This window comes from Virgibacillus halodenitrificans JCM 12304, assembly GCF_001310895.1.
GTDB classification, from domain to species: domain Bacteria; phylum Bacillota; class Bacilli; order Bacillales; family Amphibacillaceae; genus Virgibacillus_Q; species Virgibacillus_Q halodenitrificans.
In genome coordinates, this window is sequence record NZ_BAZS01000055.1 from 1 (window position 1) to 15531 (window position 15531).

Sequence of the window (15531 nt, forward strand, 5' to 3'; positions counted from 1 at the left end):
CTATAACATAATTATCGACAAAAATTGACTGTTTTTGTAACTAAGGGGGGATCACCATGAAAGTATTTGATTTACATTCTGATCTTTTCACTGATATAGCATGGAGAAGAGAACGAGGAGAAACGAACGTTTTTGATACTGTACATTATCCGTACTTAAAAGCTGGAGGTGTAGATGCACTTATTTGTGTATTCTGGGTGGAGCCTAAATTTCGTAACCAAGCCTTTGAACGGTTCCAAAGGATCTTTAGTTATGTAATGGAGGATTTAAAAAGTTCCCGGCATCTGGTTATTCAAGATCCTGGTAATCCGAAAGTAGTTTCATCAGATAAAGTTTCTGTTTATCTTGGAACAGAGGGATTAACCTTTTTGGAGGAATGGAAAGGTACAAGCTTACAAGCCAAAATTGAAAACGGATTCAGTTGGTTGTCTGATGAAAAAGTGAATCATGCTATTTTTTCTTGGAATGAACATAATTTCCTTGCGACAGGTACTGGTGCAGTGTCTAGTCAGGCAAACGGATTAACAGATTTAGGGCAGTTTGCGCTTAAGCAAGGTGAAATTAATAACTGGGTGGTGGATGTAACTCACCTTGATGAAGCCAGCTTTTGGGATATTTACCATTTATCTGATCAAGCCATTATGGCTTCTCACAGCAATTCGAGGTCGATTTGCCAACACGAACGTAATTTAACTGATCAACAAATTAAAGCTATTGCTGCAAGAGATGGAATTATTGGTTTAAACGCATATGGAGAATTTGTTCATTCAGAAACTCCAAATGTAGATCATTTCATTGACCACGCGATACATATTGCCAATTTGGTAGGTTATGAATATATCGGTTTCGGTTTTGATTTTATTGATTATCTAAAAGACTATGACCTTGGAGGGACACCAATGCGAACGGTGACGAACGGATTGGAAGATGCTTCTAAAATACCCGAATTATTATTTCGAATGGAGCAGAGGGGGTTTTCCAGAAAAGAAATGGAAGCAATAAGTTTTGATAATGCAAATCAATTTATGCAAAAGCGATTTGATTCAGAAAATAAATAAGGAGGTAATATAAATGGGAGAATCACTTATTCAAGCAGACGACACGTTAACTTTATGGGGAATTATAATTGTTTGGGCATCATTTAGTATTTACTTAGAACAGCGATTCAGTTGGGCATCAAAAATTTCTGGAGCTATTATTGCACTTATTGGTGCTATCATCTTATCAAATACAGGGGTAATTCCTACTGAATCGTCTGTTTACGATGCTGTGTGGAGTGTTATTGTACCGTTGGCTATCCCTCTATTATTATTCCATGTGAATTTTAAAAAGATTTGGCAGGAAAGTGGAAAGCTATTAATTATTTTCTTTATTAGTTCTGTCGGTACAGTAGCAGGAACAATACTTAGTTTTTTCTTATTAAAAGATCATATTCCATACTTGGAAAAAATAGGGGCGATGATGAGTGGTTCTTATACGGGAGGCGGTGTGAATTTCGCAGCGTTAGCCGCAAAATATGAAACACCTGGCGAAATGGTATCCGCAACGGTTGTAGCTGATAATTTAATGATGGCTGTTTATTTTGTAATTCTTATGTTGATACCAGCAATGGCTTTTTTCCGTAAACGTTTTAGTATCCCCCACATAGAGGAAGTAGAAAGTGGTAAAGGCAAAGAAGATGGAAAGACACTTGCTGAAGCATTTTGGAAGCGTAAGGATATTTCTTTAAAAGATATTGCTTTATCAATAGGAACGGCTTACTTGCTTGTAATTGTTTCTTTTAAGTTAGCAACTTTAATTGATAAGCTAATTCCATCTGGTGAAAATGTGTCCTTATTTTTAAATATACTTAATGGATTATTTGGTGATCAATATTTGATGTTGACGACCATTACGTTTATTATGCTTGCCCTGTTCCCTAAGTATTTTGATAGTATAAATGGTAGTCAGGAATTCGGTACGTTCTTAATTTATATTTTCTTTGTGGTAATCGGCGTACCTGCATCAATTCCATTAATTATAAATAATGCTCCTCTGTTGTTACTATTTGTTTTTATTATTGTTATGATAAACATGGTAGTTTCCCTAACATTTGGTAAATTATTAAAGTATAATTTGGAAGATATTCTGGTTGCTAGTAATGCAAATATTGGTGGGCCAACCACCGCCGCAGCTCTTGCTATTGCAAAGGGATGGAAAAACCTTGTAGGACCTATCCTCGTAGTAGGAACGCTTGGATATATTTTCGGAAATTATATTGGTACCATGCTGGGTTTCTGGTTCTCCAGTCTGATATAGGAAGTTTGAAATTATGGCCTGGTATCTTATGATACCAGGCTGATTTTTCAGCCAAGAATAGAGCATATAAGTTGGGAGTGAGTATTATGTTTGATGAAAAAAAGATTAAGAACTTACGAGTTGCGCAGAATTTATCTTTAAAACAATTATCCGAGAAATCTGGTGTCAGTGTAAGTATGATTAGTCAAATAGAAAGAAATAAAACTGATCCAACCTTAACAACACTATATAAAATCTGTAAAGGTTTAGGTGTTTCTATATCTTCATTTTTAGAAAAGGATGACCAATCTACACATATTATTCGAAAAAATCAACGTAAAACGCTTCTTTTTCCACAATCCCATACGAAATACGAACTGTTGACTCCGGTTACAGATGGAAATATTGAGATGATAAAAATTCACCTTGAGCCAGGTCAGGATGACAAACAATTAGTAGTGCATGAAGGTGAAGAGTGCGGACATGTCCTACGTGGGGAAATGACAGTAATTTTAAGAGATGAAGAATATATTCTACAAGAAGGTGATACAATTCGTTTTAATAGTAACACTCCTCATAGGTTTTTAAATCATACGGAGGAAACAGCTGTATCTGTCTGGGCAATGACAGGGAGAATAGTGTGAGAAATAAAGTGTACTACAAGAACTAAATCATTTCCTCTAATGGTTTATAAGAAAAAGTATCAAATCCCTTTCCATTTGAAAAGTTTCTGTTAAGTTTTCACAGAATAGCGTGAGGGCCCCTTTTTATATGCTACGATTTGGTTAGAAATACGTAATCCAATGAAACGGAGGCTATCCAAGTTATGCAAACATTAAAAAAGGGGTACGCATTTTTTCTGTATTTATTTCCGTATTTGCTTCAAGTTACGTTGAATGTCGTTTTAGTGTTTCTGGCAATTATTTTATGCTTTCTAATGATAAAAGAGTTATTTATGTTCAGTCGGATCCTATTGGAAAATGAAACTACGGACTATCAAATCTATCTGGCCAGCATCCTAATATTCTTTTTATATTTCGAATTTGTAGCTATGATTGTAAAATATTTTAAAGAAAATTATCATTTTCCGCTTCGTTATTTTCTATATATAGGTATAACAGCAATGATCCGTCTGATTATTGTGGAACATGATAATGCTCTTAGTACGATGTATTATTCCATTGTAATCTTGCTACTCATTATTGGTTACTTTATTTTAAATCTAACACCACGACAAAGGCCAGAAAGTAAATGGTTTTTTGGAAGGGAGTAAATTAGTCGGGAAACAATTAACCAAAACAGTAAAATTTCTCCGTAACAAAAATCTGAACATGCAGGAGTGTATAATTCCTATTCATCTTGCTAAAAAGGTATGATACTATATAAGTATATGTAGTTTAGTTGCTTGCAGGGGGATAACATGAATAAATATGAAGCAGAATTTAGCAATCTTGTTCGTGCTTTCCGAAAGAAACACATGGGAAAAGGTCCGAGCAAGGTGACAACAACCTTTTGTAAAAACTGGGCGATCTGTGAGATGGAGGGCAATCTTTCACCAGTAGAAAAGTTCATCGCTGGCGCCAATGAAGGAAAGCAGATGCTACGTGCAGCTAGAACCGAAATGGTGAAGGAAATGTATCGTAAGAATCCACCTGAGGAGATGGAGGCATTTCTGGATTGCAAATTCGTTGATTTGTTTGTTGATATTGATATTGATCGTGACTTTGGTATGTCTATTTTTATATTTAATGATAATATTGAAGAGAAATTTAATAAATAATGGTTTTGGTACTTGGTAGCGATCCTGCTTAAGGCTTAACCACCGTAAATGCTTTCCATGGATGCGTACCGTGCGAATGTATTTGCGGTGGTTTTTTTATGAAAAAAAGGGAGTGGTAATATGGGAAAGACACAACATCAGGGGCCAATAAAAGTTTCTAAAAAACCAGCACCAGAGCATTGGGTGAGTCCAATACCGTTTGGGTTAGGGAAAGTTAAACCAAAGCATATCCGTGACACAATGAAGATAATGTGGGAGAACAAAGATAATTTAAACTATGCAAAAAACATTTTAACCAAAGGAGTTTGTGATGGCTGTGCGTTAGGTGTCTCCGGACTACAGGATCAGACACTCCAAGGACCACATTTATGTACGACCAGGCTGAATGTTCTTCGTTTAAGTACGATGCCTGCGATGAAGGAAGAAGTCGTGCATTCTGATATTAACGAACTGAAGAAATATAGCAGCAAAGAGTTGCGTGGGTTGGGCCGAATTCCATACCCGCTTATTAGACGAAAAGGAGAATCAAACTTTTCTCGTATAAGCTGGGATGAAGCAATGGATATGATTGCTAAAAAAATGAAAAAGCTAGATCCAAAGCAATATGCTTTTTATTTAACTTCCCGAGGAATAACCAATGAATCTTATTATGTTGCTGGAAAGGTTGCCCGTTTTCTTGGCACAAATCATATTGATAACGCTTCAAGAATTTGCCACTCACCCTCAAAGACTGCATTGAAGCGGTCGGTGGGCATTGGTGCGAGCAGCGCAAACTATCAGGACTGGATTGGCACAGATGTTCTTTTATTTTGGGGTTCTGTTGCATCCAATAGTTCGCCAGTATCTACGAAATATATGCTTGCAGCAAAGAAGAAAGGCACCAAGATCATTGTAGTCAATCCATATAAAGAACCGGCAATGGATAAATACTGGGTACCATCCAATGTAGAATCTGCCCTTTTTGGCACTAAAATTGCAGATGATTTTTATCAAGTAAATATTGGTGGAGACATTGCTTTTATGCATGGAATAATGAAACATTGGTTTGAAATGGAAGAGAGGGAGCCACATGCTGCCATTAACCATGAATTTGTAAAAGAACACGTGAACGGATATGAAGAGTTAAAAACAAAGGTTGAGGAACAATCGTGGGAAGCAATAGTAAATTCCTCCGGAGTGGAGAGAACTCGGATTATTGAATTGGCAGAGCTTCTTGCCAAGAGTAAAAATGCTGTTTATGCATGGGCACTAGGATTAACAATGCATTCTTTTGCAACAGATAATATTTCTCAGGTTGCAAACTTGGCACTTTTAAGAGGCCATTTAGGTCGTAAACATTCCGGTTTGATGCCGTTCCGAGGACATTCCAGCGTGCAAGGGTCCGGAGAGATGGGTGCTGATCCGTTTGTTCTCCCAGGTGGAGGCTGGGATGAGGAAAATGTAGAACGAATGGAGAAAATATGGGACTTTGAACTTCCAAAATGGCAGGGAGACATTGTTGGAGTTACACTGGAAAATGCCACATTACCAGATGATCATGAACGTAAACTGAACTTATATTATATGAGTGGTGGTAACTTCCTGGAGACAATGCCAAACCCTGATTTTGTTGAAAAGGCTCTAGCCAATTTGGATATTCGTGTTCATCAGGATATTATTTTCAATACGTCGACTTTAGTGGAAGCAAAGGAAGCAGTCATTGTCCTTCCTGCTAAAACACGTTACGAACAGGAGGGTGGGGGTACCTCGACATCAACAGAGAGAATGGTCTATTTTTCTCCAGAGATCGAAGGCAATAAACAAGAAGTACAGGAAGCTCGTGCGGAATGGAAAATATATATTGATTTAGCAAAACGTGTAAAACCAGAAACAGCACACCTTGTTGAATTCAAAGATGGACAGTCCATCCGAGATGAAATCGCAGTTGCAAACAGAGATTATGATGGAATTCAACATTTAAAGAAGCAAGGAGACGTCTTTCAGTGGGGAGGTGCCTGGCTTTGTGAAGATGGTGTATGCCCGACACCGGATGGAAAAGGAAATCTTATCCCCATCGATATACCAACCTTGATAAACCGGAAGGCACCTTTTATATAACAACCCGACGTGGTAAACAATTTAATTCAATGGTATATAAAGAAACAGATCCGTTTAATGAAGCAGGCCGTTACGATGTATTAATTAACCCTTCAGATGCAAAGAAATTGGATATTACTAATGAAGAGGCTATTGTACTGTATAACCAGCATGGCGTTTTTCAAGGAAAGGCACACTTTGCAGATATAACGGAAGGCAATGTAGGGCTTCATTTTCCTGAAGGGAATTTTCTTATTCCAAAAGGAGTGTATGATGGCCCCTCAGGGATACCTCAATACAGTATTGCAGTAAAAGTGGAGAAGGCAGAAAGATTTAATGCGCGAAAAGATGTCGATTATTTAGAAGATCGTGTGGAAGATTTGGAGATGGAAGTGTAGTTATTATGATATGCAGGGAGAGGAGGGTACGCACAGCGGCCTTCCTTTCTTTAATTTCAGAAGTTACTATAAAGAAAAGTACTGAAATTCGCTACTAGCAGTTATCGGTAGAAGAAAAGATGGTAAAATAAAATATTATAATTAGTGAGGTGATCGAATGGAGCAAAAGGTTATTTTAATTTTGACTAAAGAGGTGGCTGTTTATGAAGTATTTCGGAATACGTTGCATGAAAATTTCGGAAATAGTGTGCAATTCAGAAGTAATCATTACCCACCTGTCAATATGAATGAAGTAGATTTAATTCTATCTTCTGGTCCAAAGAAAGCTTTTCGGGATATTATAGAGCAGCTAAATGATCGCATTCCGTATATTCAAGCGAACAGATCGATTGATTTCTATAAACTAGAAAAATTACTTGAAGTAAAATCCAATACCAAATGCTTGCTTGTTAGTAATGACACAGAAACTGCTTTGGAATCTGTAACACTCCTTCAGCGTTTAGGTTTTGAACATTTAAAATTAATCGCTTTTGCTCCTGACATGGACAAGCCCCCTCAGTTGGATGAAATAAGTGTGGTAATTACACATGGCCTGCAACATCTAGTACCTAAGGGAATGCACCGAATTATTGATCTTGGTGATCGGAGTCTGGATTTATCCACCATATTCGAGATTTCAACAATGTTAAAACTTTCGCTTGATAAAACTCATCTTTTTACAATGGATTATTTTCGGAATTTTGTACGGATCGGAAGGCGGTTATCTGCTTCCATTCAGAGTGAGAGGCTTCTTAATAAACAGCTGGAGATTGTATTAGATGCCGCCCATGAAGGGATTATATGGGTTGATTATAATGGAATAGTTACTGTATTTAATAAGGAAGCAACGTCTATTTTGGGAATATCTAATGAAGATGCAATTGGTAAATATTATTCTGATGTTGTGAGGGATCTGGATATTGAAGAAGTAATGCTTAAAAAAATAGAGATACCAAGACAGATTATTCACGTGCACGGGCTGCAAATCCTGATAACTAAAACGCCAATTGTACTGGATAACGTATTCTCGGGCGCAGTAATAACCTTCCAAGATGTTTCACATGTTCAACGAATGGAACAAGAAATAAGAAAGAAGAAGACAGAGTCAGGACTTACTATTAAGTATACGTTTGATTCAATTATTGGAATAAGTGAGGAAATTGAAAAATTAAAAAAGACAGCTAAGAAACTTGCGAAGAGCGACTACACGATTTTAATATCTGGTGAAAGCGGAACTGGTAAAGAGATATTCGCTCAAGCAATCCATGAACACTCATCTCGCAGAAAGGGACCCTTCGTAGCAGTAAATTTCGCAGGTATTACTCAATCATTAGCAGAGAGTGAACTTTTTGGGTATGAAGAAGGAGCTTTCACTGGAGCGAGAAGTGGAGGAAGTACTGGATTATTCGAATTAGCTCAGAATGGAACAATATTTTTGGATGAAATAGGTGATGCCCCATTAAATATCCAGGCAGCCATATTACGGGTGTTACAGGAAAAGCAGGTTAAGCGTGTTGGAGGTAACAAAGTAATTCCAGTAGACGTTAGAGTGATTGCAGCTACAAATAAAGATCTAGCTCAAATGATTGAAAAAGGCACCTTTCGCGAAGATTTATTTTATAGGTTAAATCAGCTACCGTTGGAAATTCTCCCCTTAAGGAAAGGAAGGAAGACATCCCTTATATTATCAACTACTTCTTAAATCAGAGAAAAATTAAGATGAGTTTCACACCTGAAGTGGAAGCTCTTATTTCTACATACCACTGGCCTGGTAATGTTCGGGAACTGGAAGGCTTCATTAATTATGTTACAGTAACAGCTGATAGCAGTAAGGCCGATATGGAGCAAATTCCACCAAAAATGAAGAAATCGAATATAAGTCAACATCGAATAGAGCTAGCAAAGAAATACCTTGACAATCATGGTGGGAGATCTGTATTTAAGAAAATCTTAGAAGTGCTAGTAACTTACACGGACAAAAATACCGGGATTGGACGAGGGTCTTTACATAGATTGTTAGACATTGAAATTACAGAAAGTCAGTTACGTACAAGAATGGAAACACTTCGAAGAGCTGACTGTATAGCTGTTGGCACAAAAAAGCAAGGAACGAAGCTGACGAGTCTCGGTCAAGAAGTTTATGCACAATTATAATTTATTTTAAAGGTTACTTTTTAAGATTTATTCCGCCTATAAAGTAACCTTTAATTAATTTAACTCCTTTTCTTTGCTGGTTTATCGCGTGGATTAAGTTGGCATGATTCTTGCATATTACCAATGTAGGGGATTTGTGCAAAAAGAGTGAAAATACTAATAAGTGAGGAGACAAGGAAATTTTATGTTTATATTAATTAAAAACGGAACGATCTATGCACCACAGTATTTAGGAAAAAAGTCTATTTTAATTTCTGAAAATAAAATCATTAAGATAGGTGACATTGATGAAGAGACATTATATCAGCTCGGTGTAGATATAAAAGTGATCGATGCTGCTGAGTCCCTAATTTTTCCAGGGCTTATTGACCCGCATGTTCACCTTATTGGCGGTGGCGGTGAAGGTGGGTTTGCTACGAGAACTCCTGAAATTCAACTAAGTGAAATTATTAAATCTGGTATAACTACCATGGTTGGATTGCTAGGGACAGATGGGACGACTAGACACATGACTTCTTTATTGGCAAAAGCTCGCGGGCTGGAGGAAGAAGGGATTACAACTTATATCTATTCAGGAAATTATCATGTGCCAACGCCAACCATAACGTCATCGATTAAAGATGATGTAATCCTAATTGATAAGGTAATAGGAGCTGGTGAGATAGCTATTTCCGACTCAAGATCTGCACAACCCTCTGTGCATGAACTTGCTAAGCTTTGTGCAGAGGCAAGAATTGGCGGCTTGTTAAGCAAAAAGGCAGGTGTTACTCATTTTCATGTTGGACCAGGAAAAGCATATTTAACTTTATTGCATCAAATTATTGATGAATATGAGATTCCGCCTGCATCAATTTACGCAACTCATATTACCCGAAGTAAAGAATTGGTTGATGACGCTATTAAACTGTCACAAAAAGGGTCTTATGTAGATATTACTGCTGATGAACAAACCATTAAGTGGGTGAAATACTTTAAGGAAAATAGAGGAAGAATGGATCGTTTAACAATTTCTTCTGATGGTAACGGAAGCCTGCCAAAATTTAATGAGGGCGGAGAATTAATTGGCTTTGGTGTCGCGAGTCCTTCTACCTTATTTGAACAATTAAAGGCTGTAGTAAAGGGTGATGAACTTTCATTAGAAGAAATAGTTCTTTGCTGACGAGTAATACAGCAGATGCTTTGCGTCTAAACGAAAAGGGGATTATCGAACAGCATGCGGATGCAGATTTAATTGTTATAAATAAGCAAACATTTGACTTAGAGCATGTTATAGCAAAAGGTCGGTTGATGATGAGAGATAAAAAAGTTGTTGTAAAAGGCACATTTGAATAATTAAAAAGAGAGTGGAGGACAATTTATGAAAAGAAAACCTACGTTACTTGAAGCTTTTTTTCCTATTGTGATGATGCTATTATTACTGGCAATTGGTTATGGAGTGTACGGATTCAGCCCTGAACCATTATTGATTCTTGCTTCCCTGTTTGCAGGAATAATTGCATTACGTGTGGGTGTAAATTGGGACGGAATGATGGAAGGAATTCGTGAAAAAATTGATACAGCGATGCCAGCCATACTTATACTTATTTCAATAGGGATTTTAATAGGGACTTGGATGATTTCAGGTACTATTCCAATGATGATCTATTATGGATTGGAAATTATTAATCCTACTTTTATTGTAGTAATCGCTTTTATTGTTTCCGCAATAATTTCGATTGTGACTGGGACGTCTTGGGGGTCTGTTGGTACAGTTGGAGTAGCTTTGATGGGGATTGCTACAGGGCTTGGTGCTTCGCTTCCTGCAACTGCAGGCGCTGTGGTTGCTGGGGCTTATTTTGGAGACAAGCTATCACCTCTTTCAGATACTACGAACCTTGCACCAATAGCAGCAGGTAGTGAACTTTATGAGCATATTAAACATATGCTTTACACCACCGTTCCTGCAGCAATAATTAGCTTAATCGTATACACCATCGCAGGGTTTAATCTAACTACAGATTCAGTCTCTACACCTGAGGAAATGGAAGTAATGCTACAAACTCTAACTGAAATGTTTGATTGGAGTGTTTGGTTATTGCTCCCACCAATTATAATTTTATATGGTTCGATTTGTAAAAAACCAACACTTCCGACGATTATACTATCATCTATTGTTGCGGCTGTATTGGCCAAATGGATTCAAGGATTTTCTGCAGTAGATATTTTTGCATCAACTGTTACAGGGTTCGATGTGTCCATGGTTAGTAAAACAGGCTTTAATCCAGAAGGAGTCGCATGGGAAGTTACCAGGTTAGTGAATCAAGGTGGTATGCAATCGATGACTGGGGTAATTCTAATTGCTTTCAGTGCCTTTATTTTTGCAGGCATTATTACTAAAGCAGGGGCACTCGAGGTAATTATAGAAGCATTGTTAAAAATCGTAAAACGGACTGGAGATCTTATCTTGTCAACCGTACTCTCTTGTATTACGATGGCTTTAGTTACAGGGAACTCCTATTTGTCTATTATAGTTCCAGGTGAGATATATAAAGACACATATCAAAAAAAGAAATTACATGCAAAAAATCTTTCAAGAACATTAGAAGACTCTGGCACAGTTGTTGTTCCATTAATACCATGGTCTTCTGCGGGTGTTTATATGGCGGGGACATTAGGTGTTTCTACGCTAAGTTACGCACCATGGGCTATTCTTTGCTATGTGGGTTTTATCATCGCGATAATTCTTGGTTATACTGGAATTGGTATTGAACGTATAAGTGAAGAGGAACCAGTAAATCTTGAAGAAAATAAAGCTGTGGAAAATAGTAAGGTTGAATGAGGAAGGCAGAGGCTTAAACGAAAATATGTGAAAAAATAGAACGTTATTAAAAATTTAGCAGATCTCCTGATCGGACTCATACATACAAACTAACTATCAAGGACAAACTACCTTCTGTTTAGGAGGGATTTTGTTGGAAAATAATTTTGAACAAATATATGAAAAGTACAGGAGTATGGGAGACGGTCAAGAAGAAAAAAATACACAGCAGGTTGCAAATGGTCAGGAGGAAATTATTGCTGTTCGCAAAAACGAGGATGGCGATATTATTGCTTTTAAAACGGAGAGCGGCAGAGAATTGGATTACATGACGGCGCTTGATGAAGCAAAAGCAGGGAAGCTTGCGCATGTTGATGTCTTTCATAAATATGGTAGAGACATTATTCGCAGTGAACCTGATGGGGTAAAAGAGAATAACTTGTCTAACATGGATACATTTTAGATGAAAGGTAAATGGACAGCACAATTTGAAAAAGTGCTGTCCAATTTATTTTATTTAGATTGAATTTTATTTTTATATTCTTCAACTTTATTAATAGTTTCTTCACTTAAATTTTTTATTTTCTCCACATCAGGCTTGTCCTTTTTAGCTTCGTCCTTTAGTGGATAAAGACTTTTTTCAATATTTTCATATGCTTCCGGATCTTTCTCTTCTACTTGTTTTTCGATTTTATCCCAGTTTTCTTCTAGCATTTTTCCTTGTTTATTTACTTTTTCCATATCGTCCGGCGACTCTTCTGCAGTAGATTTTAATTCTTTTGTTACTGTAATTACATCATCTAAAGCTTTAGAAAGTTCCGCTGGTACGGAATCTTCTTCTGTTTTATTCTGTTCTTCATTTTGACTTTGCTCTGTGTCTCCATTACTTGATTGATCTCCACTTTCCTCTGTTCCGCTCTCATCACTACCACATGCGGCAAGTACTACCGTTATTCCCATGATAAAGATAAACAATAATTTTTTCATTCGTGTACCTCCTTTTAACCACAGGATTCCCATGCCTTGTGTTTTATAAACTGCATCAAAAGTTTTGTTTTTATTGATGCAAAGGTGAACTTAAGATGCATGACAAAACGTTCAGGTTAGGAAGAGGCAAGTAGTTTGTAAAAGAAGATATCTTTTAATCCATAGAAAAACCGGTACCGTTGTCAGTACCAGTTTTTTAAATTTGGTTACTAAGCATATAACAAATTTGCTGATGCAAGTCGCTGTCTTACCATAATCCCAATCCATGCTGCCAGCACCGCTTTAATGAGACCTACAATAAGAAATGGAGCAACTCCACTAGCGAAGGCAGCGCCCCAAGAAAGTTCGGCAATATATTTTAGCCACACAGTTCCAAGCAGTAAAGAAATAAACATACCAATGATATTAGCAATAATTGCATTTTTTAAGTTGAAGCTTGTTTTCTCCAGATAAAGACCAATGCACAAAGCAGTAGGAATAAAACTGAACAAATAACCTCCTGTAGGGCCAAATAAGATACCAACCCCCGCGGACATTTGCGCAAAAACAGGGACTCCGATTGCTCCAAGAGCTAAATATAAAAGAATGGATAAAGTTCCGTAACGCCATCCTAAAATAGTAGCGGCTAAGCCTATTGCAAGTGTTTGCCCAGTAATTGGAACAAGTGGTAATGGAATGGTTACTTGCGCCAACACACCGATAATTGCAGCAAATAGAGCTGTCACAATCATCATTCTAAGTTTTAAGCTTGAATCAGACATTATGTAAATCTCCTCTCTATTGTTCACCTTTTTTAATTTAAGTTTACAATTAAACTTTATATGATGTTTATTCTATTTGTCAATAGATTTTGTGATGATAGAAGTAGACTATTAATAAAAAATAGTAATAATCAATAGTTAATAGGACGCAAAAAATAAAGATTGCCAGAAATGAAAATAATGGATATAATCCTTTTAATAAGATTCGCAATTTTAGTGAAATGAGGAGAACAAGTTGAAAAAATGGACAGCAATTATTATTGTATTTTTGTTGTTGGTTGCTAGTGTGCCGAATTTTACGGCCGCAAAGGTAGATAAGCAATTTGAAAAAGATATGGAAACCTATCTAAAAGAAATTAGTAAGAAAAGAGGTCAGACAGTCACCAAAGATGACTTAGAGCATTCGTTAACCCTCTATGAGATGGTGTTAGATGACTTTGCAGATATAAATGAATTGAAGGATTTTTTGGGTGAAGTTATTAAATCTGATAGCAGTAACCTACACGAACTGTATAACGAATTTGGCCTAACACACGAGGAGATGGTATCACTTATTCAAGAACATGGTGAACTGCTGGAGGACTATATATTTATAGATGATTTATATGAGAGTATTGCTTTTTATCTGGAAGAGAAAGTAGTGCGTGATCCTGACTTTGATAAAAATCTGGAGACTTGGCTAAAAGAGATAAGCAAAGTGAGAGGCTTTAATGTAACAAGAGATCATATCATTGCTTCTTTAGCCATTTATGAGGAATCCCTTGAAAATTTTAAAACAGTTGAACGTGTCGATGAGTTTTTAGGTGAAGTAATCCGTAAAGATTTGAGTAATTTAGATTGGGTCTATGATATGTATGATTTAAATGAAAAGCAGTTATTGCAGCTTTTAAAGGAAAATAAGCAGGACATAAATGATTATGTTTTTATTGATGATTTAATGAATGACTTAGATTACACAGTTGAAGTAGGATTAGCAGAAGAGCTTGCTCAGCTTATGGAGGGGTATGGACTTTCTGCCGATGAGTTAAAAAATCTGCAAGATCATTTTTATTCATTGGAAGAGGAACTGGCTAAGGAAGAAACGATAAATAGATTATTGGAGATATCGTATCGGTTAATGGAGTTTGAGGAATTCGATACGGCGACGGAGATTACTGCAGAGCAAGCGATAGAATTACTTTCCATTTACAAAGAACTTGTGTCTATTTTCCAAGTCAAAATTGAATATACACTTCTTCAATCGGGAAAAGAAACAACCTTATCCTTAAATGATTTATTTAAGATGGAAAAGCTTGTTAATGCTGATTTGAAAATAAGTATTTATAATTTACAGGGTAAATTTCTAGCTGATTTAATTATTACAGGGGAAATGGTTGAGTCTGATACCTTGCATGATATTGGGGGGAAACTGAACAACGGGTTGCAAAAAACAGAACAAACCTTGCATACTCCGGTGAAGAAAGTTAAATCGTCAACAACATCTTCTACAGTGAAAGGTGCTAAACTACCAGCCACCGCATCAGATTATGGTGCTAAAAGTATAGGCGGGTTGATCGTAGTATTGTTAGGAATACTATGCTTTCAAAGGATTAGGAAGGGTGCAAGTGAGTAAAAAGAAAAGAAATATTTTATTAATATTCACAGGGCTGATAGTTGGAATTGGGGTTGTTTTTACTCTTTTAAATGGTTGGAGTTTCATGAAAGGGTATGCCCTTGGTGGAGAACATCCAAAAAAACCGGAAATACAGCAGGATGCTTTCAAAGATAAGCAAAAGAAAGATAGAGAACAATTATACTCAAAAGCACCTTCCGTTGGTGAAGAAATCGGTGAATTATATATACCTAAACTTAATTCAACATTACCAATATATCATGGAACGAATGAGGATGAACTTGAAAAAGGAGTTGGTCATTTCGCTGACAGCGTGCTCCCAGGCGAAGCTGATAATTCGGTATTATCCGGACATCGGGATACCGTATTTCGTCGACTTGGCGAAGTGGGTGTAAATGATGAATTAATTGTTACCACCGCCGCAGGGGAATTTACGTACAAGATAAGAAAAACAAGAATCGTGGATGCGGATGACCGGACAGTGATTGTTCCCAAACCGCGTGCTACCTTAACATTAAGCACCTGCTACCCATTTCATTATATTGGGGCAGCTCCGGAACGATTTATATTAGAAGCTTATTTAATAGAGGGGTAATATACCGTAGTAAATGTATCTGTTAGTTGGGTGCATTACTACGGTTTTTTTATTT

General features: G+C 36.9%; 15 protein-coding genes and 1 pseudogene. 14 read left to right on the top strand and 2 right to left on the bottom strand.

What is annotated here, in order from left to right; genetic code table 11:
* Positions 1-56: 56 nt before the first annotated feature.
* The 12 genes and pseudogenes from JCM12304_RS18140 to JCM12304_RS18190 all read left to right on the top strand — a co-directional run bounded on the left by JCM12304_RS18140 (position 57) and on the right by JCM12304_RS18190 (position 11984).
* Positions 57-1058, top strand: a complete 1002-nt coding sequence (locus JCM12304_RS18140) for a dipeptidase (protein ID WP_060681904.1) — start codon at positions 57-59, stop codon at positions 1056-1058.
* A gap of 13 nt (positions 1059-1071) precedes the next feature.
* Positions 1072-2298, top strand: a complete 1227-nt coding sequence (locus JCM12304_RS18145; RefSeq protein ID WP_060681905.1) for a DUF819 family protein — start codon at positions 1072-1074, stop codon at positions 2296-2298.
* An 86-nt stretch (positions 2299-2384) separates the two neighbouring features.
* Positions 2385-2921 carry a helix-turn-helix domain-containing protein gene (locus JCM12304_RS18150; RefSeq protein WP_060681906.1) on the top strand — a complete coding sequence of 179 codons (537 nt, stop codon included), beginning with the start codon at positions 2385-2387 and terminating at the stop codon, positions 2919-2921.
* A gap of 182 nt (positions 2922-3103) precedes the next feature.
* The gene (locus JCM12304_RS18155) at positions 3104-3550 is read left to right on the top strand and encodes a phosphate-starvation-inducible protein PsiE (protein ID WP_060681907.1); all 447 of its coding nucleotides are present in this window, start codon (positions 3104-3106) and stop codon (positions 3548-3550) included.
* Positions 3551-3697: 147 nt separating this feature from the next.
* Entirely contained in the window at positions 3698-4057 is a 360-nt protein-coding gene (locus JCM12304_RS18160) for a Na-translocating system protein MpsC family protein (RefSeq protein WP_060681908.1), read from the top strand.
* A 120-nt stretch (positions 4058-4177) separates the two neighbouring features.
* Positions 4178-6531 (top strand): annotated as a pseudogene (locus JCM12304_RS18165) (FdhF/YdeP family oxidoreductase).
* A gap of 157 nt (positions 6532-6688) precedes the next feature.
* A complete protein-coding gene (locus JCM12304_RS18170) occupies positions 6689-8272 on the top strand; it encodes a sigma-54 interaction domain-containing protein (protein WP_060681909.1) in 1584 nt (527 codons plus the stop codon).
* 11 nt (positions 8273-8283) lie between these two features.
* Positions 8284-8724: an AAA-type ATPase lid domain-containing protein gene (locus tag JCM12304_RS20220; protein WP_501981727.1), complete on the top strand. Its 441-nt coding sequence runs from the start codon at positions 8284-8286 to the stop codon at positions 8722-8724.
* Between the two features lie 184 nt (positions 8725-8908).
* Positions 8909-9883 (top strand): beta-aspartyl-peptidase, encoded by a 975-nt coding sequence (iadA, locus tag JCM12304_RS18180; RefSeq protein ID WP_256200864.1) that lies wholly within the window; start codon positions 8909-8911, stop codon positions 9881-9883.
* Positions 9877-10056 (top strand): amidohydrolase family protein, encoded by a 180-nt coding sequence (locus tag JCM12304_RS20225; RefSeq protein WP_256200865.1) that lies wholly within the window; start codon positions 9877-9879, stop codon positions 10054-10056. Before iadA ends, JCM12304_RS20225 begins: the two co-directional genes overlap by 7 nt.
* A 25-nt stretch (positions 10057-10081) precedes the next feature.
* Positions 10082-11542, top strand: a complete 1461-nt coding sequence (gene nhaC / locus JCM12304_RS18185) for a Na+/H+ antiporter NhaC (RefSeq protein ID WP_060681911.1) — start codon at positions 10082-10084, stop codon at positions 11540-11542.
* 175 nt (positions 11543-11717) lie between these two features.
* Positions 11718-11984 (top strand): DUF3892 domain-containing protein, encoded by a 267-nt coding sequence (locus JCM12304_RS18190; RefSeq protein WP_369813189.1) that lies wholly within the window; start codon positions 11718-11720, stop codon positions 11982-11984.
* 50 nt (positions 11985-12034) lie between these two features.
* On the opposite strand, the gene JCM12304_RS18195 is transcribed toward JCM12304_RS18190, so the two are convergent.
* Both JCM12304_RS18195 and JCM12304_RS18200 read right to left on the bottom strand, forming a co-directional pair.
* The gene (locus JCM12304_RS18195; protein ID WP_019378767.1) at positions 12035-12508 is read right to left on the bottom strand and encodes a hypothetical protein; all 474 of its coding nucleotides are present in this window, start codon (positions 12506-12508) and stop codon (positions 12035-12037) included.
* 209 nt (positions 12509-12717) lie between these two features.
* Positions 12718-13269 (bottom strand): biotin transporter BioY, encoded by a 552-nt coding sequence (locus JCM12304_RS18200; RefSeq protein ID WP_060681912.1) that lies wholly within the window; start codon positions 13267-13269, stop codon positions 12718-12720.
* Positions 13270-13504: 235 nt separating this feature from the next.
* On the opposite strand from JCM12304_RS18200, the gene JCM12304_RS18205 reads away from it, so the two are divergent.
* Entirely contained in the window at positions 13505-14881 is a 1377-nt protein-coding gene (locus JCM12304_RS18205) for a processed acidic surface protein (protein ID WP_060681913.1), read from the top strand.
* Positions 14874-15476 carry a class D sortase, LPxTATN-specific gene (gene srtD / locus JCM12304_RS18210; protein ID WP_060681914.1) on the top strand — a complete coding sequence of 201 codons (603 nt, stop codon included), beginning with the start codon at positions 14874-14876 and terminating at the stop codon, positions 15474-15476. The genes JCM12304_RS18205 and srtD overlap by 8 nt, the downstream gene beginning before the upstream one ends.
* Positions 15477-15531: the final 55 nt, after the last annotated feature.

Excerpts from the sequence above, each read along its gene's own strand:
- JCM12304_RS18140 (WP_060681904.1), top strand. The coding sequence starts at position 57 with ATGAAAGTATTTGATTTACATTCTGATCTTTTCACTGATATAGCATGG.
- JCM12304_RS18145 (WP_060681905.1), top strand. The coding sequence starts at position 1,072 with ATGGGAGAATCACTTATTCAAGCAGACGACACGTTAACTTTATGGGGA.
- JCM12304_RS18150 (WP_060681906.1), top strand. The coding sequence starts at position 2,385 with ATGTTTGATGAAAAAAAGATTAAGAACTTACGAGTTGCGCAGAATTTA.
- JCM12304_RS18155 (WP_060681907.1), top strand. The coding sequence starts at position 3,104 with ATGCAAACATTAAAAAAGGGGTACGCATTTTTTCTGTATTTATTTCCG.
- JCM12304_RS18160 (WP_060681908.1), top strand. The coding sequence starts at position 3,698 with ATGAATAAATATGAAGCAGAATTTAGCAATCTTGTTCGTGCTTTCCGA.
- JCM12304_RS18170 (WP_060681909.1), top strand. The coding sequence starts at position 6,689 with ATGGAGCAAAAGGTTATTTTAATTTTGACTAAAGAGGTGGCTGTTTAT.
- iadA (WP_256200864.1), top strand. The coding sequence starts at position 8,909 with ATGTTTATATTAATTAAAAACGGAACGATCTATGCACCACAGTATTTA.
- nhaC (WP_060681911.1), top strand. The coding sequence starts at position 10,082 with ATGAAAAGAAAACCTACGTTACTTGAAGCTTTTTTTCCTATTGTGATG.
- JCM12304_RS18190 (WP_369813189.1), top strand. The coding sequence starts at position 11,718 with ATGGGAGACGGTCAAGAAGAAAAAAATACACAGCAGGTTGCAAATGGT.
- JCM12304_RS18195 (WP_019378767.1), bottom strand. The coding sequence starts at position 12,508 with ATGAAAAAATTATTGTTTATCTTTATCATGGGAATAACGGTAGTACTT.
- JCM12304_RS18200 (WP_060681912.1), bottom strand. The coding sequence starts at position 13,269 with ATGTCTGATTCAAGCTTAAAACTTAGAATGATGATTGTGACAGCTCTA.